A 25,096-nucleotide genomic window follows, 5' to 3' on the forward strand; every position below is an offset into this window, starting at 1 on the left:
TTGAGTGTGAATCGCTCTGAAAGCCAGAGGCGATCCAGGAGTTAATCAGAGGCTCCTAAGTATAAAGCCTTCCCCTTCCGGGTAAAACTGTAGCTGGCTACTCTTTTACGGGGTTGGCTTCTTGTCCGGATCATCCTCTGAATTGTCTGCCGGTGGCGCCTGCTCATCTACTTCTGGCAGCTGTTCAATGTCTGAGAGATCAAAATCCTCCAAGCCAAAATCATTCTCCTGCTCATCGAGAATGTCTTCCTCCACTTCGGGCTCCGGCTCGAGCTGAGGTACCTGCTCCTCTTGCTCTTCAGCCAGCGGCGCTTCCAAAGGCTCATCCGTTATATCTTCAAGCACCGGCATGGGTTCATCTTCAGGGGTCTCAGTCTCGTTCACTACCGGCGTCTCTTCATCTACAGACCGACGCTTGCGCCACCCTTTTCGCCACCAAAGGAGACCGCCGACAATGCCTGTGAGAACAACGGCCCCGCCGGCAGCAGCTAGCCATAACATCGGCATTGCCCCGCCATCGTTTTGATCCGCAGACGCCTCCGCAACTTCCAGGGGCGTTTCGACCTGGCTTATATCGATAGGACCAATTTCGGATATCACCGCGCCAAAACTGGTCTCTGACGTCACCGGTGGTGGCTCAGCAGGCTGTTCCGATGTTGTCGGCGTTTCCGGCTGTCGGTTTTGGGCAGACTCGAGAACAGGTTCCGACCCCGAGGCTGATGATGGCTCCGGAGCCTGGGGCACTGAGCTCAGCGATACCCTGATGTTCCCGGCGCCGTTTTCCTGGGGAAAGCGAGCCTGGAACGACTCCGGGCTGTAATTAACCTCAGTGCCTTCATGAGTCGCCCCGGTAAACGCTAACTCGAGGCTATAGGCGCCATCGCCCTGTTCCGGTGTGACGGCACCCTGCCATTGCTTATTCGGTGGGGAGTATGGCACCTGCGAAGTTTTCACCTCACCATCCGGATACGTAACAGTCATCGCCACACTGGAGGCATCGAGATCCAGCTCCGGATGTTCCGGAGTGACCGTGACAAGGTACTCGGGTCTATCCGTTGCGCGATTGGTGCTTACGCTAATCCGCACGGGAGGCCGCAGGGTAATCACACCGCTGAACTTACGGCTGAATGTCTGGCCATCGGCGGTCAGGTCAATCTGGTAATCCCCCGGCTGTTCAAGGCGCTGGATAACATCACGATAGACGCCGTCTGCAGGCGGATTGGTTTCGGACAGCACTTTCCGGCCGCTACGGCCATCTTCGGTGGTCAGCATCAAACTGACGTCCATCACCCCCAGAAAATCGGGGTTCGTAATCTGCGACTGGTCCTCATAAAATGCGGTATCAACATTGACTACCTGACCGCTATAAAACCTTGCAGGAAGATCCCCAACCACCATCCGCAGGTCACTCACGACGGTGACACGGCTGCCATCACCCAAAACGCCTACGAGCTCCCAGTCACCGGGCTGTGGTTGATCCACAGTGATCAGGTCATACCCGGACTCACTGACCCAGCGCAGATTATCCGGACCCGAGTCTCTGGTTACCTTCGCTCCACTTGGCGTCAAGAGGGTCAAGGCTTCTGACGACCTGGCTCCGCCCTGCTTGCGGTCACTGAAAATCAATGCGGTAAATTCCTCCACACCGCTATCAACCTTGAAGCCATTACCTCGAATGGGCAGTTGTTCCTGAGGTACTGCGGTATTGAGCGCGGTAACGAACACGCGGCTCAGCTCGCTGGCGTCGTTTGCGACCGAGCCGCTGCCGCCAGTGCCGCTGGCAAGCGCAGTCAACAGGTCCAGGTCGGCTGCTTCCGATAGTGCAACCGTATGAATTCGAGCGCCTGATGCTTTGATACGCTCCAGCAGTTCGCCCAGGACCCGTTGCCTCTCGGTCTCATTGATACTGTCTTCAGGGTCAATATCAACCTTGCCGTCGGTAAGAAGGATGAACTGGGTGTTCGATAGATCACCATCGCTGAGGTAACTATCGCTGGCAACTTCCAGCGCTTCCCCCAGGTTGGTGCGGAGGGCAACGGAGTTAATCTGACTGGAGCGCTCAAGTGCTTGCTGACGCCATGCGCTGTTCACCTCTGCAAAAGGCACCAGCATGTTGACATACTGCCCGAACGTCCAGATACCGGCGCTAGTGCCCTCTGGAAGCAGACGAGCGATGAGCCGCACAGCCGGTTGGCGGAGATTATCGGGGTCATTGATTTTCATACTGCCGGAGATATCGACGATAACCCGCACATCCGCAGGTGCTGGCAACTCCGGCACCGTGTTTGCGGATTGTGCCAGTAACTTCGAAGCTGAAAATAACAGCAGCGCGTATACCCAAACTCCGTACATCAGGTGTTTCATCGGCAGCCCGGCCTTTTGTTATTATTGGGTTGAAGCAAAAGCAGGCGCCTTTCCGACGGACCCGTCTTATTATTTACGCACCAGCCGATAGCGCACGAGATCCAGCATCCAGACCAAAAGCATGACCAGCGAGGCCAACCCGAGATTGAAGAACGCACGGGCCGCTTCCTCGGCGTTGCCAAGAATGCCCTCATAGCCGCCGTGCAGCCAGGCAGGTATCCACCAGTTAACCGCTTCCGAGGATTCAACCGGAGTCAGAAAAATGACCACCAGCGCCGCCTGCAACAACGTACGCAAGCCGTAAAGAGGCACCAGGCGAAACAAGCGGGATACCATGTAGAAAAAAACCACAAAAGCGACCGCATAGAGGGCCCAGAAAATTCCGTAGGCCAGCTGGGCTTCCGAATCCATAACATGTTTCCTTTTTTTATAAGACCCAATGGATAATGTGTTCTTCCCATTCGTCCTCGGGCACATCGGCCTCGGACATTACCCGATGGCGGACTGATACGCTGGCCTGATGGACGGTTTCCGGGTCGCCCGAACGTAGCGGATGCCAATCGGCCAGCGGGCGGCCTTCGGCCAGGGTCCGGTAGGCGCAGGTGTATGGCAGCCAATGGTAGTCGTTTATGGTGTCCGGTGTCAGCACGGTACAGGCAGGCACCTTTTGCAGCCGGTTCTCATACACAGTGCATCCGCAGGATTCACGGTCCATGTAGCGGCACACCAGATCGGTGTAATAGACGTCACCGGTGTCTTCATCCTCCAGCTTGGCCAGACAACATTTGCCGCAGCCGTCACACAGTGACTCCCATTCGGCCGGGGTCATCTCGTTCAGGCGTTTACGTTGCCAGAACGGGATGGCAGCGATCACGTTGTGCGCTTCCCGACCTTCTCCTTGAATTCAACCAGATAACTGTCCAGTTTTTGCGGCATCTGGAGGAAGAAACCCTGATCCCTGATTGAGCCCAACACTTCCTCACCGGTTGTCCGCGATAATTTCCGTTCTGCCGTCAACAGCAGATCCATGGTGTGCACAGGCCGGCCGAAGGCGCCTCTTAGAGGCTCCGGGAGTTCACCCCAGGTTTTCCCCCGTTTTACGTAGATATAAGTGTCGGTGCTTTTGCTGCTCCGGAATACGGAAACAAATTGTCGCTCATTCATGATGTCAGTATTACCCTGATCTTTTCTTTAGCGGGGGATGTCATAGCCCCGCGCCAGCCTTCGAAGAGTGTGTTGAACGAAGTGCTGGAAGCCTGATTTGAATCGTTCATACCGTCCCGAACCAGAGCTTCCAGCCGACGTCTTGGAGCAAGCAATTCCACCGGTACATCCTGCTGTTCGGCAATGTCCGAAAATACCCGCTTGATCTGTTTATAGGTACCCTGCTGTTCCCGGGTCAAAGGCGGTGTAATCATAACAAAGCCTGCGTCCGAATGGGTGCTTGTCTGGCTCACCAGGTCCAGCAACGTCTCACCATAGCGTCGAACCACCACTGGCGGCATATCCGGTAACGAAGCCAGTTTTCCTGTGTTGGCTGGCACCGCTTCAGCAATGGCAATCAACAAATTGTCAGCCAGTACCCGGCCGCGGGGTCGATCCCGCTCCCGACATTCCAGCTCCCGCCACTGCACCAGCGCCTGTAATAACCGTTGCTGTTGCTGATTGAGATGCCAGCCACCCCGCACCTTCAGATAATACTGATCGGGCTCCGCCTGATTGTTCAGATCATCGGCAAAACGGGCGGATTCTTCAGCCAGCGCAGGTGTCAGCCCTTTTGCTTCCAGGCCGTCAGCAACCCATTTGTAAAGTGGCTTCAAATACCGCACGTCATCAAGAGCATACCGCTCCTGCTCTGGCGACAGGGGGCGCGCGAGCCAGTCAGAGCGGGTCGCGGATTTGTCGAGAGCATGACCGAACAAGCGTTCCACAAGCCGAGCATAGCCTACGGAGAACCCCGCCCCGGCCAGAGACGCGCCAATTTGAAGATCCACAACCCCCGTCAGGCTTACCCCAAGCCAGTGCCGGAACAATTCAAGATCTTCGCTCATTGCGTAGAGTAGCTTGGGGCGATCAGGGTCAGCGAGAACCCGCCGGAATTCGTCTGATTGTTCCGCCACCGATGGATCCACCAGACAGAACTGCCTCCCAAGGCCCAGTTGAACCAGGCCGGGTATGGGAAAAAACGTGGACACGCGTTCAAACTCTGTATCCAGCGCAAGCGCTTCATCAGGTTCAGACTGTAACCAGTCGTCCAGGGCGCCGGGGGTTTTTACCCAGTGAACGTGGGCGGGATCGGGATTGGAAACCATAGTCAATCTCAGGTTGGCTCAGTCTGACAGGGGCTTTCTGCCCCGGAAAGCATGAGTAAGGGTGAAGCCATCCACGTATCCGAGCTCCCCGCCAACGGGAATGCCGTGGGCGAGACGTGTAATCAATACTGGCGTGCCATCGAGCCGGTCAGCTATATAGTGCGCGGTTGCTTCGCCTTCAACGGTAGGATTGGTTGCGAGGATAAGTTCAGTGACTTCCTCCTCCCGAACTCGCCGCAGCAGAACATCAATACCGATATCTGCTGGCCCGACACCATCTATGGGAGAGAGATGACCCATCAACACAAAATAGCTGCCGCGATAATCACCGGCCTGTTCTATTGCCAGTAAGTCAGAAGGGCTTTCTACGACGCAGACTGTGCCGGTATTGCGTTCGGAATTCTGGCAAAGGGTACAGGTCGGTGTATCGGAAAAATTCTGGCAGGTTTCGCAGCGGCGAACGCCGGTCATTGCACGGGCAAGTGCGTCTGCCAATTGCTCGCCACCTGAACGCCCTCTTTCGAGCAAATGAAACGCCATGCGCTGGGCCGTTTTCTGTCCCACGCCGGGCAAACATCGCAACGACTCAACCAATTCATCGACGAGCGGACTAAACGCCATTCCAGTTCCTCAGGAAAAAACCATACATCGTGCCCGACCGATCAGAAAGGCATCTTGAAGCCCGGCGGCAGACCCATGCCTGAAGCCATCCCGGACATCCGTTCTTTCTGATTCTCTTCTACCCTGCGAACGGCATCATTAACCGCAGCGGCCAGCAGGTCTTCCAGAATATCCTTGTCTTCGCTCATCAGCGACGGGTCAATATCCACCTTCCGTACATCATGACGACCGGTCATGGTCACTTTGATCAGGCCTGCGCCAGCTTGACCGACGACCTCGGATTTGGCAATTTCCTCCTGAGCCTTCTGCATTTCTTCCTGCATTTTCTGGGCTTTTTTCATCAAGTCACCCATGCCGTTCATCTTGTGACACTCCTCTCTCTGAAGACTGAAATTTCATAACTTCTCATGGCTACTCATAACTACTCAACGACTGGTTTCCGGCTATACGTATCCGGCAGCCCTTCATGCTGGTCGTATGCTATCTTCGACGACTCTGCCTTCAAAACGTTCCACGATCGACTGGATCAGCGGGTCGGTGCGAACTGCATCTTCCGCAGCTTGCTGCCGGGCAATCCGTGCCTGCTCTTCCCAGATCGCAGGGGTGTTGTTGCCAGCATCGCCCTCTTCGATCTGCAATTTAACGTCATCACCGAAACGCGTTACCAGAGCTTCCTTTATACGGTCTTGATGACGACCCGTCAGTAACCGGGCGTGGCCCTCATCGATGGTCAGGGTGATCACATCACCTTCTTGATGGAACGCCGAGTGGCTGGCCAGGTTGCCAGGCATACCCACGATCTCAAGACTGCGGAAATCCCTTGGCCAATGGAAGTCGCTGATCTCCGGTTCAGCCGTCTGCTGCTCCGACCTGGTAGCTTGATCCTCCCGAGGCGCCTGCTGCGGTAATGCTTCTGTCATTGGAGCCGCCTGCAAAGCGGCTGATAACGGTGCCTCCGACACCTCTGCCGAAACAGGCTCAGGCTCATCTCTGTCATCCTGTACCTGACTGTCCGCATAAGCATCCAGCTCAGCATACTCGTGATTCGTCGGACCCACTGGCGCAGCGTCCTGACTGGCCGCCACCGGGGTCACTTCGACGCTATCTATTGGCTCAGGCTCAGGCTCAGGCTCAGGTAAGGATTCTGGTTCCGATACCGGTTCTGGCTCAAGCTCGGGTTCCGGTTCGGAAACGGGCTCAGGTTCCACTTCCGGTTCTGAATTACCCGCGCGGGGCACTTCAGGGGCCTCGGTGGTTGCCGACGAATTTGCACTCTCGACTGCGGGGTCGGGTTCCTCCCGAACGCTCTTCGGGGCGTTCGCAGTTCCGGATGACGACACTGTCGGAGGCTCTCCCCGGCTGGTTCCAGGCCGAAACGCCAGCATTCGAAGCAGTGTCATCTCAAAGCCCATACGGGCATCCGGCGTAATAGCGAGGTCCTTCCGGCCCATCAGCGCGGCCTGGTAGAACAACTGCGCATCTTCAGCGCTCAACTGTCGCGCCAGTGTCTGAACCTGCTCGGCATCACCCAGAGAGTTGTCAGCGCTGCCAGGAATAACCTGCTCCATGGTCACGCGGTGAAACAGCGACAGCAGATCAGCTAATATCGCTGCATAATCCGGCGCGAAATCGGAGATCCGACGGATTTCCGATAACAGCGCTGGCCCATCGTTCTGAACCAGGGCTTTGACCAGTTGTGCGATGTCGCGCTGGTCAATAGTTCCCAGCATGCTGCTGACATCGCTCGCGGCCAGTTTCTGGTTACCGAAGGCAATGGCCTGGTCTGTCAGGCTCAAGGCGTCACGCATGCTTCCATCCGCGGCCCGGGCCAGCAGCCACAACGCGGGTTCGTCAAAAGGAATGTGTTCTTCGGTCAATACGTGACGAAGATGGCCTGCAATATGCTCAGGCGTCATGCGCTTGAGATTGAATTGCAGACACCGGGACAACACCGTGACCGGGAGCTTCTGGGGATCAGTGGTTGCCAGCAGGAACTTGACGTGTTCCGGCGGCTCCTCAAGTGTTTTCAGGAACGCATTGAACGACTGATTGGTAAGCATGTGAACTTCGTCAATCAGGTATACCTTGAAGCGGCCACGAGACGGGGCGTACTGGACATTGTCTGTGAGCTCCCGCATATCATCGACGCCAGTCCGGGAGGCTGCATCAATCTCGATCAGATCAACGAACCGGCCTTCTTGCAGCTCGACACAGCTGGAACAGACACCACAGGGTTTCGGGGTTATGCCGGTTTCGCAGTTCAGGCAGCGCGCCAGCAACCGACCAATTGTCGTTTTCCCGACACCCCGAGTGCCGGTAAACAGGTATGCATGATGCAACCGCTGATGTTCCAGGGCATGCACCAGCGCCTGCAGGACATGCTCCTGCCCGACCATGTCTTCAAATGTCTGGGGGCGCCATTTTCTGGCGAGTACCTGGTAGCTCATGATGTGCGTCAACTGCGGCTGTAAATAGGCTCAACCTTAGCACGGACCGCCCCATAGAAGAAGCCGAATGACAAGGTGACAAACAACAGGAAGATTCCGAGAAATCACATCAGAAAGTCATTTCAAGAAACTGATAAATATCGCTTTAACTTCAGGCGGGGAAATCTGGGGGTGGCCCCACCAGCAACACTCCGGCACACAATTCCACCGCTTCGGCTGCTCCCTTCCGGGTCTGACCGGGTTCACGATTTCATGTTGCGGAGGCACCAGCGGAGCCACCATAACGTTCGCATCCACTCGATGGGATGCGGCGCGCATAGTAGCAGGCGACGGGGGCGGCAGCAATCCCAAAACCATTTAACCGTTCCAGGTTCATAGAGGAATGGGCACTTCGTCCTGTCGGAACCAGCATGCCAGACTGTAACGTGTACGTTGCGCCGTAAGGACTTCATGGGGCATCTCTTCACTCATGAATAACACCATCCTGCCCGCTTCGGGCAACACTGTGCCGCAAATTTCATCAGGAGAATCCCGATTGAACAATCGCAGCATGCCCCCATCCTGAGACTGCCATTGGTCATTGAGATACAACACCATACTGACAATTCGGGACCGCCTGCCCTTGAAGCTATCAATGTGCCGCCGATAAAAGTCTCCCGACTCGTAGCTTGCATAATGAGCCTCAAACCGGCTCAGCCCGAGGAACAGCAGCCGGTTCAGGTCCATACGTACCAATTCGAGAAATTGGAACAGCGCCGCTTGAGGCTCTGTGTCACCTTTAAGCCAGACGATCCGGTCGCGGCGAATCGAACGGTCCCGGGAATGATTGGCGCCCCGCCCGATACCGGCTTCTTTCATGCTGCCTTCGGAATGAAGTTGCCTGACCTCCGCCATTAAAGCGGGGATCAGCTCAGGCGGCACATAATCGAGCACCGACAGATTCGCCCACCCGAATTCCGTGAGATCATGACAGACATGCGCCATCGCCTCTTCAAAGTCTTTGAGGTCCATGGCAGCCAAATTCGAGCCAGGACGGTCCGCAGCTACCGAGAAAGTGGATAAATCGTTAACGTCCATTTTTGCTATCATATTCTCCGGAAAACCAGGTAGCACGAACACCGCCCCACTCAAGATCCCATTACTGTAGGATAGATCTAAGGAGCCTCTGATTAACTCCTGGATCGGCTCTGGCTTTCAGAGCGGTTCACAATCAAGGCGCGGCTTTGCAGTAATGTCCAGACCTTGCTAAAAGTCGCAACGCGGAGTGTGAATCGCTCTGAAAGCCCCGAAGGGCGCGCTCTGAAGGCTGCATCTGCGGCGTTGCGACTCTTGCCAAGGGTTACGGCCATTGGCGGCGAGCCGCGCCTTGCACCTACAGCCTTCAGAGCCCGCAGAGACGATTCAGGAGTTAATCAGAGGCTCCCTAATACAAAATAACAGTAACAATGAGGTATGCATTTGACCACCGCCCCAGGCCATTGGTCCTTTACCCGCTGGATTACGATCGGCCAGCTTGAAGGTTTACAGATTCATCATCCGCTGTTCAGCGCCAAAATGTTTCTTCAGGGTGCTCACCTCACTCATTACTCGCCAAGTGGGCAAGCCAACTGGTTGTGGATGAGCGAAACGGCGCGTTTCGAAACCGGTCGTGCCGTCAGGGGCGGTATTCCTGTGTGCTGGCCCTGGTTTGGAAATCCGGAGAAAAACCCGCCCGAGGTGCGCAAGCGCATTCTGACAGAAAACGCTCACGGGTTTGCTCGCACTGCAGTCTGGAAGCTGGAAGATATTCGGGAGTCAGCCCAGGAAGTTGAAGTCAGCCTGTCTCTGGACGCCAACGAAGACTTTTCCGAGCTCTGGGAAGGTCGCTGCCGTGCACTTCTGACATTCAGCTTCTCCAGTAGAGGGCTGCAGCTTGCGCTAACAACCACCAACGCCGGGCGTGAGCCGCTAGCCCTGACTCAGGCGCTCCATACTTACCTACCCACAGCCGATATTTCGGAGACCCGGATACGAGGCCTGAATAAAACCAGCTATATCGACACGCTCGATAATTGGAGCACTCACCTACAGAATGGTCCGGTGCGCTTTTCCGGCGAAACTGACAGAATCTACGAATCCGGGGAGACCCTTCGTATCGCAACGCCCGGCGGTATTCGCAAGCTGTCGTCCTCCGGAAGCGATTCAACCGTTGTCTGGAACCCAGGGCCCGTTAAGGCAGCGCGACTCAGTGACTTCCCTGCGGAGGGATGGAAAAGTATGCTCTGCGTTGAAACCGCCAATGCAGCCAATGATTACCAGGTACTTAATGAAGGCCACAGCTATACTCTCGCTATGATGCTTACACGGTGCTGACAAAAGGATATTGAATGAGTTTACGCTCTTACCTGAAAGCAAAACTTGTCCCAGCAGCGCTGGATGCGCAGATTACCCGTATTCGCAAACCGATCGGTAGCCTGGGCTATGACCCCTGGGGTTATAATAATGAGGTTATGAAGGTTGGGTTTTCGCTTACCCGTCACCTTTACGAAAAATACTTCAGGGTTGTGTGCGACGGCGTCGATAAGGTGCCAGCCGAGGGCCCTGTCCTGCTCGTGGCTAATCATAGCGGACAGTTACCGCTTGATGGCGTGCTCATCGGGTATGCCCTGGCCTCCCGGCAGACTGACCCCCGAATGCCCCGGGCAATGATTGAACGTTTTTTTCCGACTGTTCCCTACCTTGGCAACCTGCTTAATGAAATGGGTGCCGTGCTGGGAGACCCGACCAACTGCGCCAAGATGCTTGCTAACAGCGAAGCGATTATTGTGTTTCCAGAAGGGATAAGGGGTTCAGGCAAGCTATACCGCGACCGGTATCAGCTGAAGCGATTCGGCAACGGCTTCATGCATCTGGCCATGCAACACAAGGCCACCATCGTGCCCGTGGGAGTGGTCGGCTGCGAGGAAAGTATTCCGGCCATCGCCAATATCAAACCGCTGGCCAAAGCCCTCGGCGTTCCGTATGCGCCAGTCGCACTGCCCGTGGTTTTTCCAGCTAAAGTCCACCTCAATTTCGGCGACCCAATGTTCTTCGACGACACTGAAATCCCGGAAGAGCTTGTCACCGAGCGGGTCGAGCAGGTAAAAGCAGCAATCAGCCAGCTGATTGACAAAGGCCTCAGCGAACGAAAAAGGCTGTTTTGATGAGTACGACACGCCGCCCCCATATTCTGGTCACCGGTGCCGCCGGTGCCCTGGCACAACAGGTCATCAATCGCCTGAGAGATCATTGTGACCTGGTCGCCGTCGATTTCCGGGAACAGGTGTATCTGGGGGACGACATCCCCAGTTATTGCATTGATTTCAATAAAAGAGTCTTTGAAGATCTGTTCAGACGTTATGACTTCGACGGTGTTATTCACCTTGGACGAATCATGTCGAGTCAGCTCACCCGAATGCGTCGATACAATGCCAATGTCCTGGGAACGCAGAAGCTACTGGACCTTAGCCAGAAATACGGTATAAAACGGGTAGTCGTGCTGTCGACTTATCATGTATACGGGGCCGTAGCCTACAACCCGGCTCTCATTGATGAAGAAGCCCCTCTGAAGGGCGCTGGGCTAAGTGCTGATCTGATCGATTCGGTGGAACTGGAAAACCTCGCGAACATCTATTTATGGCGCTACCCGGATCTTAATATCACCGTGCTGCGCCCTTGTAATATTGTGGGGCCGGGCGTCCGGAACTCCATCAGCACGTTGCTCGCCAGCGAGCGCGCCCCGGTTCTGGCCGGGTTTTCACCCATGATGCAGTTTATCCACATCGACGACATGGCCGATGCCCTCGTTCTTGCCTATCAGAAAGGCCATAAAGGCATTTATAATGTAGCACCGGAAGATTGGGTGGCTTATCAACATGCCTTGGCTCTGTGCGGGTGTAAACGCATACCCATACCGTCGATCCCACCGCTCTTACCGAGGTTGATATTGCGGACGCTCAACCTGAGAAGTTTCCCGTCTTATTTGATGGACTTCTTCAAGTACCCGGTCGTGATAGACGGGCGCTCGTTTGCCAAAGCTTTTGACTTCAAGCCCCGTCGGTCTTTGAAGGACATTTTCCGGTTCTATCGGGAAAACAAAAAACCCATTTAGCAGCAGCCGGGCTCCGGCCCGCTTCTGACGTCCCACAGGATGTGATTGAGCATGGCCACAGATTTCAGCCTGATCAGCCATTCCGGAGCAGCACTCGCTTTTTTGCTGCTGGCTATCCTAATTGCCACACGGTATCTCCGCCGTGACACTGACCAGGCCCTGTTCCTTGCTGCCGTTGTTTCTCTCCTGTGGTCTTTCTCTCTGGTATCCCAAGCTCTTTGGGGCCAGCCCCCGTTTTTCATTCGTTATCTCCTGGAACTCTTACGGGATGCGGCCTGGATAGGGGTATTGTTTGCCTTGATACGGGATGGATCAAGGAACGGTGAACTGGCGTTAAAAATCCGCTCCGTCATGGGCAATACAACCATCATTCTGTTAGTCAGCCTGCTGGCAGTGGGTGCCCTCGAGTATCTGATGGACTGGAATCTCCTCGATGGCAAAACCAAGATTATTGGTCAAATCGCACTCTCGCTTCTCGGCATTTGCCTGGTAGAACAAATCTGGCGCAATTCTGTCTCCTTCGGACGCTCAAGCGTCAAGTATATCTGCATTGGCATTGGCACCCTGTTCGCTTTTGACTTCTTCATGTACGCAGACGCCCTGCTGTTCGGGCAAATTTCAAGCGCATTCTGGAATGCCCGTGGTGGCGTCAACGCACTGATTGTGCCGCTATTCGCTGTAAACATGATCAACACCCGCAAGCAGCCGGTTGACTTCCAGCTATCACGCACTGCCATTTTCCACGTTGGCACGCTCATTTTCGCCGGTGGCTACATGATGTTTGTCGCCGCTGGCGGATACTACGTGCGCATAATGGGCGGAGACTGGGGTGAAGCGCTGCAGGTGCTTTTCTTCACCATGTTGATGTCGTTATTCGCCGCACTACTGGTTTCGAGGCGATTCCGGGCACGCATGATGATTCTCATCAGCCAGAACTTCTTCGATTACAAGTATGACTACCGGGAAGAATGGCTGAAGATGACTCAGGTCTTCTCCAACCTCAGTGACGAACCGCCGCTTCCAGAGCGGGTTATCCGCATACTTTCAGGCCTGGTTGAAAGTAACGCCGGCGTACTCTGGGTTCAGAGCGAAGAAGGCAATTACGTACTCAGCAAGTCCGTTAACCTTGCTCCGCCCAAATACACGACCATCGATAGCAAATCAGAACTGGTGCGCTTTTTTCAAGATCGGGAATGGATCATCGATCTGAACGAATACCGCGCGGACCCGATACGCTACAACCTGCTGGAAATCCCCGACCCCATTCTCAACTTCCCCGATGGATGGCTGATCATCCCCATGTATCTGGGCGATGAGCTGTATGGCATTGCCCTGATTGGCGCCCCCTACTCCAAAGTTGAGCTTAACTGGGAGAACTTCGACCTGGTGCGCGTAGTGGCACGCCAGACATCCAACCTTCTCGCTCAGGCTGACGCCCAGAACCGACTCTCTCGCGCAATGCAGTTCGAGGCAGTCAGCAAAACCTCAGCATTCATGGTGCACGACCTCAAAACGATCATTGCCCAGCTCTCCCTGCTGGTAAAAAATGCGCCAAAACATCGGGAGAACCCCGCATTTATTGACGATATGATTCACACCACGGATCATGCAGTGCTGAAGATGGCCAACCTGGTAGACCATATTCGCAAGCCAGTCGATAGTAATGAAAACGTTCAACCTATGGACTTATATACACTTGTATCTGAACTTGCCACCCATCACGCCAGAAATCAGCCTGCACCGTCTGTTGAGGGGTCAAAGGACCAGGTGACCGTTCACGCGGACCCCGAACAGCTGCGTAGTGTATTAAGCCACTTGATCCAGAACGCACAAGACGCAACCCCGCCAGATGGCGAAGTAAGCCTGGCGCTGAAAACGGCCAGCGGACAAGTGGTGCTATTCATTCAGGACAGCGGCACCGGGATGACTGAAGATTTCATCCAGATGCAACTATTTAAACCTTTTGAAAGCACCAAAGGCCTCACAGGCATGGGAATCGGAGCCTACCAGGCCCGGGAGTACATCAGACGCATTGGTGGCAACATCGATGTAACCAGCGAACCCGGTGTCGGCTCGTGCTTCTCGGTGCGCTTGCCGCTTGCTTCCGCGCAACCTACCTCTGCGTCAGGAGAGACTGGCGAAACGGAAGCATCCCATCCGGCTGGGCCACCGGAGACATCACCGCCCGCTGAAACTCCACAAGCACAGGGGATGTCACAATTAAGCGGGAAAAGCTGATGGCGAATAACGGGCATTTTTAGTTATCAACCTCTATTTTCATTGCAAAACGCGAAGTTTCTGGTGAGACTTGGACCCATGAAAAAACCGGATAGCATGAGACATAAAAAGGATTTAGCGCTGTTGTGAGCAAACGACTTTTAATTGTTGAAGATGACCCTGGCCTGCAAAGCCAGATGCGGTGGTGCTTTAGTGACGATCTCGAGATCGCCCTGGCCAACGACCGAGAGTCAGCGTTGGCGGCTCTGCGACGCCTGGAACCTGACGTAGTAACTCTGGATCTCGGCCTGCCCCCGGACCCGGGTGGTGCAAGTCAGGGTTTCGCCCTGCTGGAAGATATCCTGCGCCTTAGTCCGCAGACTAAAGTGGTGGTGGTCACCGGACGGGAAGATAAGGAAAATGCGGTCAAAGCTATTGGCATGGGTGCCAGTGACTTTTATCAGAAACCGCTGGATGCTGACATCCTGACCTTTGTGGTAAACCGGGCGCTGCGACTGTCAGAGCTTGAGCGTGAAAATCTGGAGCTCTCCCGCGACCGCAACGGCACTTCCATAAAAGGTATTGTAGCAGCAAGCCCTCAAATGCTGACAGTTTGCCGCACGCTTGAAAAAGTAGCCCCGGCCGACGTTACCACGCTGATCACCGGCGAGACCGGCACAGGTAAGGAGTTGCTCGCGAGAGCGGTCCATGATCTCAGTAATCGTTGCGATAAACCTTTTGCAGCGATCAACTGCGCCGCCATTCCGGAAAATCTGCTTGAAAGCGAGCTTTTCGGCTACGAGAAAGGCGCGTTTACCGGCGCGACACAAAGCAAAAAAGGTAAGGTCGAATCCGCCAACGGCGGCACTCTGTTCCTTGACGAAATAGGCGACATGCCAATGGCCTTGCAGGCCAAGCTACTTCGATTCCTGCAAGAGCGCACTGTTGACCGGATCGGCGGGGTTCAGCCCGTGCCGGTCGACGTTCGCGTGGTATGCGCCACCCATAGAGATGTCAAAGAGCTGATCAGCCAGGGGACCTTCCGGGAAGACCTGTACTACCGCATCAGCGAAGTCACACTGGACGTGCCAGCCCTCAGGGACCGTGGTGGTGACGCTCTGGTTATTGCACAATCATTGATCAAATCCCTCGGTAAGCAAATGGAACGCACTCACCTCACCTTCAGCCAGGATGCCATCAATGCGATCAATGCCCATTCCTGGCCGGGTAACGTCCGGGAAATGATCAACAAGGTCAAAAGGGCCATTATCATGGCTGACGGTAAAAAAATTACCGCCGCCGACCTGGAACTGAACGGTGACGAACAATCCGCCGAAGGGCTACTTAATTTGCGTCAGGTTCGTGAAACCGCCGAGCGGAATGCCATCAATCAGGCGCTGTACACCAGCCATTACAATATGGCTCAAGCCGCCAGGTTGCTGGGTATCACCCGACCGACGCTTTACAATCTAACCGACAAATACAAAATAGAAACGTCCCCCGAAGCCTCCAGTGTCTGACCCCGATTCAGGGTTCAACCGGTAGTAAGGACGACACGAATTTTGAAACATAGGATACGGGCCATGAAATCACTCCCACTAGTGCGTGCCACATTAATAACCATCGCCCTCGGACTGGGCCTCTCTGGGTGCGGTGAAAGCGCCGACGACATGAGCCAGGAGGAGATTCAGTATCTGAGCCACCTGGACCAGGCTCGTTTTTTTCAGCGCCAGGGCGAACTCAAGGCGAGTACCCTGGAGGCAAGAAGCGCTATTGATCTGCAACCGGAGAACGCCGAACCCTATTTTGTCGTTATTGACAACCTGCTGACGGCAGGTGATGCAGTGAACGCTGAACGTCAGGCCAGTATGCTGGCTGAACTTATCAGCGAAGAATCCATGAACGACACCACTCAAAACCGGATCAACCTGATTCGCGCCAAATCCTGGCAAATGAGAGGCGACGCCGTCAAAGCGCTCTCCCACCTTGACGAGGTGAGCAATCCAGACCGTGCCCAGGAACTGCAGGCCATGCTCCTTCGCGGCGATATATTGCTGGGTACCCGAAAGTTGGATGAAGCGAAGTCTGCTTACACCGAGGCGAAGGAGCTGGATTCTTCAGCGGTCAAGGCCCTGATCGGCCTGTCCCGGGTCGCTTATGCAAATGAGCAGGTAGCCGATGCGAAAGAGCTGATTGATGAGGCGATGGCCATCGATGAAACGAACCCGGATCTCTGGCTGTGGCAGGCGCAGATTGCCCAAGCAGAAGAGAACTGGTCTCAGGCTGAAGAGGCCTACATAAGAGCGCTGGAAGATATTGGCCAATACGACATCATGACGTACCAAAAGTACGAAACCATTGCGGCGCTTATAAGAGTTCTCCGGGCCCAGAACAAGTCCGCTGAAGCTTTCGTGTACGAGGAAATTCTCGCCAAATCTGCCCCCGGCACCATACGCAGCAACGTTGCGGCAGCCCAGGACGCATTCAATGAAGGCGATCTGGATCAAGCCGGACGTTATCTCGAAGAGATACTTTCGCAATCGCCCAACCATGAACAAAGTACAATGATGCTGGGCATGATCCGCTTCCGTCAGGGCCGCATGGAAGAGGCTGAAAGGCTACTGGCACCGATCGCCCAGAATGACGACACCGAAGCGGCGGCCAAACTTCTGGCTGCTACCAAGATTCAGTTGCGGGATGTCGAGGAAGCCAAGGCTATCCTCGAAGGCCTCAGTGACAAAGACACCGACCCCGATATTCTGGCGCTCGTCGGCATTGCTACATTGGCCAGCGGCGACAGCCAGGCGGGCGAGGAACTCATCCTGAAATCTTTGGAACTCAACCCCGATAATAACGCCCTAAGGCTTCGTTACGCGCGCTATCTTCTCCAACAAAACAAATATGAACAAGCGTTAGCGCAGACTGAACAAGCCATGGAGCGTGATCCGGAATCATCAGAGGCCCGCATTCTCACTATTCAGACTCATAGTGCAGCGGGTAATTCCGATGCGGCTATTGAGTCAGCGAGCGCCTGGGTGAAAGAGCAACCTGACAACATCGCTGCCAAACTTACTCGCGGGCAGCTCGCCGCCCGCCAGGGGGATTTTGAAGAAGCCAGGAGTTACTTTGAGCAGGCGGCATCAGCGTCCACGGAAAATCCGGCACCGCTGGTAGCATTGGCAAATCTGGCCAGGGCCCAGGATAAAGACGATGAGGCAGGCAAACACTTGCGCGCCGCGGTCACCGTGGCTCCTGACAACCGCCAGGCACTGCAGGCACTGGCCAATACACTCAGCACGTCAGAAAGCAAAAGCTTCTTGACGCAAGTGCTGGAAAACAACCCCGAAGCCTCCGGCCCCCGTCTGGTTCTGCTTGAGATTGCCCTGATGGAGGGAAATGAGCAGGCGACAGACGACCATACCGCTGTGTTACTCGAGAGTACCGAAGCGAATACGCCCTCCCGGCTAACTCCGTTCGTCGGAGGTATATACAATGCGGTGGCCGCAAGGAAAATTCAGGCTGAAGAGCTTGACCAGGCAAAAGCCATCCTTGATCGGGCCAGGGCTCTGTTTCCTGAAAATGAAGACATCAGCCTGCAATCGGCTGCACTGGAGTTCCAAAACGATCGTAAGTCAGAAGCTTTGGACATTCTGCAGGAAGCCAAGCTCATGCACCCGGACTCAGCCCGCCCGTTCCTTCTTGAAGCCGCCCAGATGGCCCGGGAAAGTAAGTATAAGGAAGCTGCAGAACTTTATCAGCTAGCCTTGCAGAAACAGCGGACCCCGGAGACTGAAGTCCGTTATGCACAGGCGTTACAACGGTCAGAACAACCAACCAAGGCTATCCAGGCACTTGAGGAGGCAAAAGTCGCCTTCCCTGGCCAAACCCAGATTACCGTTATGCTGGCGCTGGCACATCAGGAAGCAGGCAAGTTCGAGAAAGCAATCTCAGGGTATGAAGAGCTGCTTGAAGTTCAACCGGAGAACGTGGTCATTCTGAATAACCTCGCCTGGCTCTATCAGCAATCTGAAGACCCACGCGCCTTGGACATTGCAGAACGTGCGTTTGAACTCAGCCCTGAGTCAGCCGCTGTCGCAGATACCTACGGCTGGATACTCTTTACCACGGGTCAGCAGGCTGAAAGCCTTCCCATACTCGAAAAAGCTCACTCGCTGGAGCCCGAGTCTGAAGAAATCGCCCTGCACCTCGCCGAAGCCTACAAGGCCGCTGGTGAGCAAGACAAAGCCAAGGCAATCCTTGAGAAGATTCAGGGGTAGCCTGACCTCGTCCAAAACCGCTCTTACCACTTTCTGAAGATGACCTGCGTCGCTGTACTGCACGCAGGTCCATCCAGGATTTAACGTTTGAACCAGCTCGTAAACCCCGCCTGCCTTTGTAGCAGCGACTTAAGTTGCGATTCTCTTTTCGTGAAAAATACTTTTTCAACTACTTGTGTTACAAATTGAACAAATTTTAATTAAGCCGCACCGCGTCAACCGAATTACCCTATATACATTACATAAAAGTCAGTAGTTACCGTATAAAAGCAAGACACTTAGGGAGCCTCTGATTAACTCCTAAATCGCTCTGCAAGCCAAAGATGATCCAAGAGTTAATCAGAGGTGCCTTAGCTATAAAGCAGGCCAGGCAAGCATTGGTACTGCTGCATTAACTCATCGATAAAAGAGACCGACTCATAGCCATGACAACGCTACTCCGTACGGGACTTACGTTATTTCTCGCCGGTACCTGCAGTTTTTCCTACAGTTCAGCCTCGGCACAACAACCACAACCAGGCACCTCTCTCAATAGCGTGGACCTGTCCTGGACGGCGCCTCTAACGCGGATGGATGGCAGCTCAATAGCACTCAGCGAAATTCATCACTATGAAATTCGTTATGGAATGAGCGCCAAGGATCTGTCGAAACTCCAGAAAGTGGACAGTGATGAAACACGATACCGCTTCAAGAGTCTCCGTCAGGGTCGCTGGCACTTCTCCATTGTGGTCGTGGATGACAATGGCCTGAAAAGCCCCCCTTCAGGCCTGGTGACCAAAAAATTAAATTGAGCGTCATGATGGATACGAGGAGGCTTTACGAAGCATCGTCGGGAGAATCATAAAGGTCATCAAGATAATTGAGCGCTCGCATCTGGATATCGGGTGCGAGCTCCTTCAGCCTTTCTTTGCTATCACAGCCGTCACAGCGCAATCCGATCACCAAGAGGGAGGCATCGGTTCGGGAGTTAAGTATGCCGGGTAGTTGGGCAAGTTTGGCCTGCAACTCGTTGGTTTCCCAGCGGCCTTCGACGTAATAGCCATAAGCCAGATTAATTACCTCATCCGAGCGGCGATAGCGAAGGGTTAAGCCACCCATCGGAGCTGCCGTGCCGGCCTCAATGTTAAATGTTTGCTCTGGTAGTTGAGTGGACGAGTCATAAAGCCGGTTTCTGTAATAAACCACCTCGCCCCCGGGCCGCTGGAAGTTATAAGTGTAGAGGGCGACAAATAGCTGCTCTCCCTCCCCGCCGTTCTCTCCAAGGCTCTCCCGTTTCACGTAAGTCTTTTCAAGTAGCCTGTCCGGGCGCTGCATACTGGGCTGCCAACCATTCAGACTCTGCCCAAAAAGCGGTAGCCAGGTATCCGTGTCGACCAAAGAGACACTGTGCGACCGCATGTTCGAGGTCTCAGAATCAGCTTCTGAAGGCAACGCCAGCCATGACACAGCGACAATAGCCAGCAATGGTAAAACGGCGAATGCCAATCCGAATTGAGGAGCGTTGTGTCTGCCCTCTACCATGCGGTTTGGTGATTTTTCGACGTTAGTAGCCGCCTCGGCCCGACTCTCCAGAAGCTCCAGCCGACGAGCGAAGAAAAACAGAGGTACCAAGGTTGCGGCGAAAACCCACCAACCAAACATGTCGTGGTCATCGATCAATGAAGAAGTCATGTTGGTTTCATGACCCATATAAATAATGACAAAAACACGTACCCAGTTCGCTACCAGTGCGAGCAGCACTGCTGCCGCCAGAATCAGAATCCGGCTGCGCAGGCGATCAAAATTCAGCTCCCCATATAAGAAAGCCAGCGTCATACCAACCAGGAAGTAACGCAGCCCGGAACAGCCTTCTGCAATTTCAAACGCGCCAATATCAGGGAAGTAAACAAAAACACCCTCAACTACAAACTCAATATCAAACCATGAGAGCATGAATTGATTCACAGCAACCGTCACCAGCTGCAATGGCCATGAAAGGTAATCCCACAACGGTAAGGTGAAAACCATCAAACCGACGGGCACAAGAAAAGGCAGGGTCTGACGCCAACCCCAAAGAACCAGCAGACCACCCAATAAAATCGGAATCAACGCCAGTTGCTCAAAAGTCCCCACCAATAGAATACGGCCAGCACAATAAACCGCTGTAGCGGCAAGAAGGGGCACAATCCAAAACCAGTAAAATCCGGGGCGAGGCCGCTCACGACGCCAGGTCGCTACGCTGAGATACAGGCTAACCGCCAGAATCAGAAAACCGTGGGAATAGGATTCATCAAATTTAAGCCAACGGTCTGCCAGTGTTAGCCAGGCGGGCCAGGTAGCCAGTACAAAAATGATTAAAAACAGGAAGGGCGAAAACCAGCGTGAACCAGCCAAACTGCGGATACGTTCCATGTGTAGGGTTCTCAGCTTTTGATGAATAAACGTAACCGGAATGTACTCTGTTTAGAGTGATGTTTCACCCGCTCCAGTTATCAATTAGCTCGATAATCGGCAAATTTTTTTTAATCTCACAATTCGCCAGGCGTTTAGCGAGAGCCCAGCAAACCTGAACGGCAGCAGTGCCAAAAGTTACCCCCTCCTTTAAAGCCCTATTAAATGTACATGTGACGTTAAATTTACACATACTTATTATACATACCAAACGACTTTAATATATTAACTCAAGCAACTGTAATTAATGTATTTTATTTAACTGGAATACAAATAGCGCAAGTGTAGAGTACGACAGCGGAAAGTTGATTTACCTAAACGAAACCAAGGATTTAAAATGAATAAACTTCTATTTTGCGCCGGTGTACTATCTGGCTCTTTAGCAATACCGGCTTCTGCTGCGATGATTTCGGTCGACAACATCTCCGGCAATTGGAGCGATATTGTTGGTGGCCAAAACGTATCAGGAGAAGGCACCAACGAGATCTCTTGGGGAGTTCCATCCAATGACGCTGGCCTCCAAAGCGGCTATCGTTTTGACGCTGTAGAAACACCCGTAACGCCTGCTCTTGATTCCCAGTTTACTCTAGGGGACTTCACTCATTTGAACTATGCTCTCAACAGCGGGGGCGGCATTCAGAGTGCTGTGCTAAACCTGTTCTTTGATGTCACCATTGATGGCCAAGAGTTCAGCGACGCTCAATCTTTCAGTTTTCTGCATAGCGAAACCCAGAACACCGGCGAAGGCTGCTGCGATGACATAGTCACGTTTGCCGCCCTCAATACCTCTGAAAGCTTTGTAGTCGACGGAACGTCTTACACCCTTGATCTGACCGGCTTCCATCTTGGTGATTCGCTCGAAAGTCAGTTCAGTACTACTGAAAATGGGGCAAACACTGCGGACCTGAGAGGCATCTTCACCGCAGCCCAAGTTCCTGAGCCAGGCACCATCGCGCTGCTCGGGCTTGGCTTTGTTGGACTGGCAGCGTCACGTCGCCGCAAAGTCTGATTTGTAACCAATAATCACATAACTCAAGGACGAGTAGCACGTACTAAAAGAATCCCTCAAGAATGTTTGGGGGATTTATTTTAGCTCATTGAAAGTAATACCGAAGTTACAGTTTCGATATCCAGGGAGCTCACATCCTCATGGGTCGGAAGCGTTATTAGTCGCTCTGAAAAATCGCTCGCGTAAGAAAAACCCACATCAGGATCAGCGATGGCAACTGTTTCGTTAACGCCGTCTAATGCAGGTAACGCCCGCCCATAGAAAACACTTGCTCCAATGCCACGACGGTTAAGTTCAATAAGCGCCATGTCGCGAATCTGGCTAGAGGGAGCGAGCAGTGAGTAGCGCAGCAATATGGATCGCGATGAGGCGACGCTTCCAGGTGACCACCCCTCAGTACACACCTGTGGCAGAAGAATCCAACCCTTAACACTAAGTTCCGATAGAGTTCTCGTGTAAACCGCTCCATTATCCTTACGGTTGTTGAAGCTTTCGATGCCCGCCTCCAGCAAGCCTTTAACAGGACGCTGACGGTTTAATACTTCCAACGGATGATACTCGGTTCGTCCGATGCCGAGGAAAGGCATGCGTTCCATCAGCCCATAGAGTGGTTTTGAGAGCAGCAGATTAAATACCCAACGGCGCAGCAGCCAGACGCTGTTTCCTGAAACCTCGGTTTCCGGGAGCTCTGATATAACGCTCGCGCTCTTTGCTGCATGATCCTTGCGAATCAACAACGCTCCGCCACCCATCAGATTTATGGGCTTCCCCCGTCCGAAGCTCAACACGATGTAATCGGCCAGGCCATTATCGGATGAAAAAGGTGGGAACAGCTGAGCGGAGTCCTCGACTAAAACAGCACCGGCTTCGTCCGCAATTCGTCTTAGAGCAGTCAAACGCTCCGATATTCCCAAAAATCCGACAGCTATGATAGCCACGGTGTTATCAGATAAAGCCTGTTTAACTGCCTCCAGATCCATCCATGGCCGATCTTCCGTCAAATCCACCAAAACCGGACAAGCTCCCTGAGCCACTACGGCGGCAATAAGATCCGGACATCCATAGGCTGGGAGAATCACTTCAGGCTTTCCCGGGGCTTTTCGGTGGGCGGCAGCTAATTGGACTGCCAGGGAAAGCGCGGCGGTTCCGCTGTTAATAAATTGCAACTCGTAGTGGTCAGCCCAAGGGCCAGCCAGAACTACTGAACCGGGTTTCGGTAAGGGCACCCGGCTTCCTACCGGCCGTAATTTGGATAGACCCACGCTACGCTCCTATCGCTGGGAAGGCGACCAGACCGTCATCCTGCGCCCTCCCATAAACTGCAGGGTAGCGTGGGCGATGGCATAATTTACCTGAACAAAGAAATACGGAATCCGGATATAGCCTTTCGCCCGTATAGCTGGCGATAAATGGGCCGCCAAAACAACCCCGTAAAAAACGATCTGCAGCAGCAACGCCAGGCTATAGATCCAGCCACTCCCGGCCAACATAACGGACACCACGAACAGGACGACCAAAAACCAGGGTACGGCCCAACGCATCAGCTTGTGGCTGAATACCTGCCAGGCGAACATACCGAACTTGGCCGGATTCAGTACTTCCGGGTGCCTGGCCAAAGCAGTCCAGCCCCGAATAACTGTACGAAGTTTGCGCTGATATTCTTTACCGGGGTCTGCTACGTCCTGGTAGTGGCCGAGTACGTCAGGGGCAGAAACCGCTACGTAGCCGTCCAGAGCACAGTTCAGTGCCGTATTAAAGTCACTGGGCGCGTGAATATCCCAGCGCCGACACAGCACATGCCGGGCAGCAAAAAACGATCCGCTGAGGCCAACCAGGCCACCCCGAAGTGACTCCAGTTTGCGCAGCCACATTTCGTATTTCACATAGGCGCCCTCGCCTACTACGCCGCCGTCACGGCTGACAAAGACATCTTCACTGGAAATCGCACCCACCGTGGGGTTGTCGAAGTATCGAACCAACGCACTTATGGCATCCCGTGGAATGCTGGTAGCGACATCCGAAAACACAATAATGTCGCCAGTTGCCATGGCAATGGCATCTTTCTGCGCGTTCTCTTTACCCAGTCGCTCATTGGTTCTGGAAAGCAGGATTCCCCGGCTGTCATATTCCCGTACAATGTTATCCGTCTCGTCGGCAGAGCAATCGGACGCCACGATAATCTCAAGGTTCGGGTAGACCAGTTCGAGTGTGTTCTCAAGCTTTTGGCGAATTCGCCCCGCTTCGTTGTGGGCCGTAATAATCAGAGAAACAGATGGCGCGGCACCCTGGGTGAAAGCCTGCTCAGCGCTGGCAGTTCTCTTGGGAAGCTCACGCTTTTCAGGCAAAGCCATAAGCACCAGCGGATAGATAAAATAGCTGTATAGAGACCCTAACACTGCAACCCAGAACACTACTTCTAACATCCGAATCATTCCTGTATCTGACCAAATTTGAAGCGCAATAGTAGCACAATGTTGCCTTCGAGAGAGCTGCTCCGCCCTTGCCAATGCCGACTAAATGTATGACCATACCGACTACACTTAAATTTCCGCCCACGATTAAGGATGAGGTAGTTAGTATTCCGCATCAGGCGTTTGTTGTTGGTAGTGCAGATTGTTTGGCTTTTAACGAGTGGTTAATAAAAATACAGCTCCTAATACTTTCTCCTGCAGGCCGAGCAAGCTGGCCTGCGAATGCTTGCATTAGAAGAATATAAACTCGCTCAGCTGTGGATCAAAAATGGAAAATATCGTACAAAAAGCTTTAAGAATAGCTTTGAATAAAGAGCTATCTTTTCACGAATCTCATGCATATCAAGTAAGCAAAATATTAGAAAACATTGAACCTGAGCGCGGCATCCTACCAAAGCAATTGATCGGTGAGTGCGACGACTATGCGATAGAGATACTAGGCCACAAAAAATATGCGCCGTGGCTTTACGTTTATTCAACTATGGCAGGAAAGTTCAAGCAGGGATGGATACCCGACAACTTTTATGGATCGCAAGTAGTTCCTAACCTAAACGGCCACTATGGTGCCTGTGCAAGCTTAAAACCACTAAACATAACTTTCTTCCAGGCAAAAGAGTTTCCAGACATAGGAAGCTTCATCAACGGATTCTTTCTTGATAAATTTCATCAAGTTCACTCCGCTACGGATTTCAAGGACATCATATTTAGAGATTGTAATAATGTTATATTTAAAGCTGATAAGTCATTAAAAGGTAAAGGGATTTTTTTTTTGACAGAGCCAAATTTAACGCTGAAGATTTCAAAGTTTTAGGCAACGGT

21 protein-coding genes and 1 other RNA gene are annotated in these 25,096 nt (G+C 53.4%); 9 read left to right on the plus strand and 13 right to left on the minus strand.

Annotated features, from left to right (window positions below):
• Positions 1–105: 105 nt before the first annotated feature.
• The 10 genes from WEB64_RS16255 to WEB64_RS16300 form a co-directional block, all read right to left on the minus strand.
• Positions 106–2,364 carry a VWA domain-containing protein gene (locus tag WEB64_RS16255; RefSeq protein ID WP_368059576.1) on the minus strand — a complete coding sequence of 753 codons (2,259 nt, stop codon included), beginning with the start codon at positions 2,362–2,364 and terminating at the stop codon, positions 106–108.
• 69 nt (positions 2,365–2,433) lie between these two features.
• Positions 2,434–2,775 (minus strand): hypothetical protein, encoded by a 342-nt coding sequence (locus WEB64_RS16260; protein WP_368059574.1) that lies wholly within the window; start codon positions 2,773–2,775, stop codon positions 2,434–2,436.
• Between the two features lie 16 nt (positions 2,776–2,791).
• Complete coding sequence (locus tag WEB64_RS16265) at positions 2,792–3,238, minus strand: YcgN family cysteine cluster protein (protein WP_368059572.1); 447 nt, start codon at positions 3,236–3,238, stop codon at positions 2,792–2,794.
• A complete protein-coding gene (locus WEB64_RS16270; RefSeq protein WP_368059570.1) occupies positions 3,235–3,528 on the minus strand; it encodes a YcgL domain-containing protein in 294 nt (97 codons plus the stop codon). Before WEB64_RS16270 ends, WEB64_RS16265 begins: the two co-directional genes overlap by 4 nt.
• Positions 3,525–4,676: a ribonuclease D gene (locus WEB64_RS16275; protein ID WP_368059568.1), complete on the minus strand. Its 1,152-nt coding sequence runs from the start codon at positions 4,674–4,676 to the stop codon at positions 3,525–3,527. The genes WEB64_RS16270 and WEB64_RS16275 overlap by 4 nt, the downstream gene beginning before the upstream one ends.
• Before the next feature lie 18 nt (positions 4,677–4,694).
• Entirely contained in the window at positions 4,695–5,297 is a 603-nt protein-coding gene (recR, locus tag WEB64_RS16280) for a recombination mediator RecR (RefSeq protein ID WP_368059566.1), read from the minus strand.
• A gap of 41 nt (positions 5,298–5,338) precedes the next feature.
• Positions 5,339–5,659, minus strand: a complete 321-nt coding sequence (locus tag WEB64_RS16285; protein WP_368059564.1) for a YbaB/EbfC family nucleoid-associated protein — start codon at positions 5,657–5,659, stop codon at positions 5,339–5,341.
• A gap of 102 nt (positions 5,660–5,761) precedes the next feature.
• Positions 5,762–7,744 carry a DNA polymerase III subunit gamma/tau gene (gene dnaX, locus WEB64_RS16290; protein WP_368059562.1) on the minus strand — a complete coding sequence of 661 codons (1,983 nt, stop codon included), beginning with the start codon at positions 7,742–7,744 and terminating at the stop codon, positions 5,762–5,764.
• Positions 7,745–7,919: 175 nt separating this feature from the next.
• Positions 7,920–8,016: signal recognition particle sRNA small type (gene ffs, locus WEB64_RS16295), an RNA gene on the minus strand.
• A gap of 100 nt (positions 8,017–8,116) precedes the next feature.
• Positions 8,117–8,833 carry a 2OG-Fe(II) oxygenase gene (locus tag WEB64_RS16300; protein WP_368059560.1) on the minus strand — a complete coding sequence of 239 codons (717 nt, stop codon included), beginning with the start codon at positions 8,831–8,833 and terminating at the stop codon, positions 8,117–8,119.
• 369 nt (positions 8,834–9,202) lie between these two features.
• Between WEB64_RS16300 and WEB64_RS16305 the strand changes: the two genes are divergently transcribed.
• From WEB64_RS16305 to WEB64_RS16335, 7 genes are all read left to right on the plus strand, one after another.
• Positions 9,203–10,096 (plus strand): D-hexose-6-phosphate mutarotase, encoded by an 894-nt coding sequence (locus WEB64_RS16305; RefSeq protein ID WP_368059558.1) that lies wholly within the window; start codon positions 9,203–9,205, stop codon positions 10,094–10,096.
• A 14-nt stretch (positions 10,097–10,110) separates the two neighbouring features.
• A complete protein-coding gene (locus tag WEB64_RS16310) occupies positions 10,111–10,926 on the plus strand; it encodes a lysophospholipid acyltransferase family protein (protein ID WP_368059556.1) in 816 nt (271 codons plus the stop codon).
• A complete protein-coding gene (locus tag WEB64_RS16315) occupies positions 10,926–11,873 on the plus strand; it encodes an SDR family oxidoreductase (RefSeq protein ID WP_368059554.1) in 948 nt (315 codons plus the stop codon). The genes WEB64_RS16310 and WEB64_RS16315 overlap by 1 nt, the downstream gene beginning before the upstream one ends.
• A 51-nt stretch (positions 11,874–11,924) precedes the next feature.
• Complete coding sequence (prsK, locus tag WEB64_RS16320; protein ID WP_368059552.1) at positions 11,925–14,111, plus strand: XrtA/PEP-CTERM system histidine kinase PrsK; 2,187 nt, start codon at positions 11,925–11,927, stop codon at positions 14,109–14,111.
• A 125-nt stretch (positions 14,112–14,236) separates the two neighbouring features.
• Positions 14,237–15,610 carry a PEP-CTERM-box response regulator transcription factor gene (prsR, locus tag WEB64_RS16325; protein WP_368059550.1) on the plus strand — a complete coding sequence of 458 codons (1,374 nt, stop codon included), beginning with the start codon at positions 14,237–14,239 and terminating at the stop codon, positions 15,608–15,610.
• Positions 15,611–15,673: 63 nt separating this feature from the next.
• Positions 15,674–18,367 (plus strand): tetratricopeptide repeat protein, encoded by a 2,694-nt coding sequence (locus tag WEB64_RS16330; RefSeq protein ID WP_368059548.1) that lies wholly within the window; start codon positions 15,674–15,676, stop codon positions 18,365–18,367.
• Positions 18,368–18,792: 425 nt separating this feature from the next.
• Complete coding sequence (locus tag WEB64_RS16335; RefSeq protein WP_368059546.1) at positions 18,793–19,158, plus strand: fibronectin type III domain-containing protein; 366 nt, start codon at positions 18,793–18,795, stop codon at positions 19,156–19,158.
• Between the two features lie 25 nt (positions 19,159–19,183).
• On the opposite strand, the gene xrt is transcribed toward WEB64_RS16335, so the two are convergent.
• Complete coding sequence (gene xrt / locus WEB64_RS16340; RefSeq protein ID WP_368059544.1) at positions 19,184–20,758, minus strand: exosortase; 1,575 nt, start codon at positions 20,756–20,758, stop codon at positions 19,184–19,186.
• Positions 20,759–21,134: 376 nt separating this feature from the next.
• On the opposite strand from xrt, the gene WEB64_RS16345 reads away from it, so the two are divergent.
• Positions 21,135–21,806: a THxN family PEP-CTERM protein gene (locus tag WEB64_RS16345; protein WP_368059542.1), complete on the plus strand. Its 672-nt coding sequence runs from the start codon at positions 21,135–21,137 to the stop codon at positions 21,804–21,806.
• 80 nt (positions 21,807–21,886) lie between these two features.
• On the opposite strand, the gene WEB64_RS16350 is transcribed toward WEB64_RS16345, so the two are convergent.
• Entirely contained in the window at positions 21,887–23,068 is a 1,182-nt protein-coding gene (locus WEB64_RS16350; RefSeq protein ID WP_368059540.1) for a DegT/DnrJ/EryC1/StrS family aminotransferase, read from the minus strand.
• 9 nt (positions 23,069–23,077) lie between these two features.
• Positions 23,078–24,229, minus strand: a complete 1,152-nt coding sequence (locus tag WEB64_RS16355) for a glycosyltransferase family 2 protein (protein ID WP_368059538.1) — start codon at positions 24,227–24,229, stop codon at positions 23,078–23,080.
• Positions 24,230–24,545: 316 nt separating this feature from the next.
• Here WEB64_RS16355 and WEB64_RS16360 point away from each other — a divergent pair, with 316 nt between their 5' ends.
• Positions 24,546–25,088, plus strand: a complete 543-nt coding sequence (locus WEB64_RS16360) for a hypothetical protein (RefSeq protein WP_368059536.1) — start codon at positions 24,546–24,548, stop codon at positions 25,086–25,088.
• Positions 25,089–25,096: the final 8 nt, after the last annotated feature.

Source organism: Marinobacter sp. (genome assembly GCF_040882185.1).
Taxonomy (GTDB): domain Bacteria; phylum Pseudomonadota; class Gammaproteobacteria; order Pseudomonadales; family Oleiphilaceae; genus Marinobacter.

Bases quoted from the DNA above. Each gene is read 5' to 3' on its own strand.
- WEB64_RS16255 (WP_368059576.1), bottom strand. From the start codon at position 2,364: ATGAAACACCTGATGTACGGAGTTTGGGTATACGCGCTGCTGTTATTT.
- WEB64_RS16260 (WP_368059574.1), bottom strand. From the start codon at position 2,775: ATGGATTCGGAAGCCCAGCTGGCCTACGGAATTTTCTGGGCCCTCTAT.
- WEB64_RS16270 (WP_368059570.1), bottom strand. From the start codon at position 3,528: ATGAATGAGCGACAATTTGTTTCCGTATTCCGGAGCAGCAAAAGCACC.
- WEB64_RS16275 (WP_368059568.1), bottom strand. From the start codon at position 4,676: ATGGTTTCCAATCCCGATCCCGCCCACGTTCACTGGGTAAAAACCCCC.
- recR (WP_368059566.1), bottom strand. From the start codon at position 5,297: ATGGCGTTTAGTCCGCTCGTCGATGAATTGGTTGAGTCGTTGCGATGT.
- WEB64_RS16285 (WP_368059564.1), bottom strand. From the start codon at position 5,659: ATGAACGGCATGGGTGACTTGATGAAAAAAGCCCAGAAAATGCAGGAA.
- dnaX (WP_368059562.1), bottom strand. From the start codon at position 7,744: ATGAGCTACCAGGTACTCGCCAGAAAATGGCGCCCCCAGACATTTGAA.
- WEB64_RS16300 (WP_368059560.1), bottom strand. From the start codon at position 8,833: ATGATAGCAAAAATGGACGTTAACGATTTATCCACTTTCTCGGTAGCT.
- WEB64_RS16310 (WP_368059556.1), top strand. From the start codon at position 10,111: ATGAGTTTACGCTCTTACCTGAAAGCAAAACTTGTCCCAGCAGCGCTG.
- WEB64_RS16315 (WP_368059554.1), top strand. From the start codon at position 10,926: ATGAGTACGACACGCCGCCCCCATATTCTGGTCACCGGTGCCGCCGGT.
- prsK (WP_368059552.1), top strand. From the start codon at position 11,925: ATGGCCACAGATTTCAGCCTGATCAGCCATTCCGGAGCAGCACTCGCT.
- WEB64_RS16330 (WP_368059548.1), top strand. From the start codon at position 15,674: ATGAAATCACTCCCACTAGTGCGTGCCACATTAATAACCATCGCCCTC.
- WEB64_RS16335 (WP_368059546.1), top strand. From the start codon at position 18,793: ATGACAACGCTACTCCGTACGGGACTTACGTTATTTCTCGCCGGTACC.
- xrt (WP_368059544.1), bottom strand. From the start codon at position 20,758: ATGGAACGTATCCGCAGTTTGGCTGGTTCACGCTGGTTTTCGCCCTTC.
- WEB64_RS16345 (WP_368059542.1), top strand. From the start codon at position 21,135: ATGAATAAACTTCTATTTTGCGCCGGTGTACTATCTGGCTCTTTAGCA.
- WEB64_RS16355 (WP_368059538.1), bottom strand. From the start codon at position 24,229: ATGTTAGAAGTAGTGTTCTGGGTTGCAGTGTTAGGGTCTCTATACAGC.
- WEB64_RS16360 (WP_368059536.1), top strand. From the start codon at position 24,546: ATGGAAAATATCGTACAAAAAGCTTTAAGAATAGCTTTGAATAAAGAG.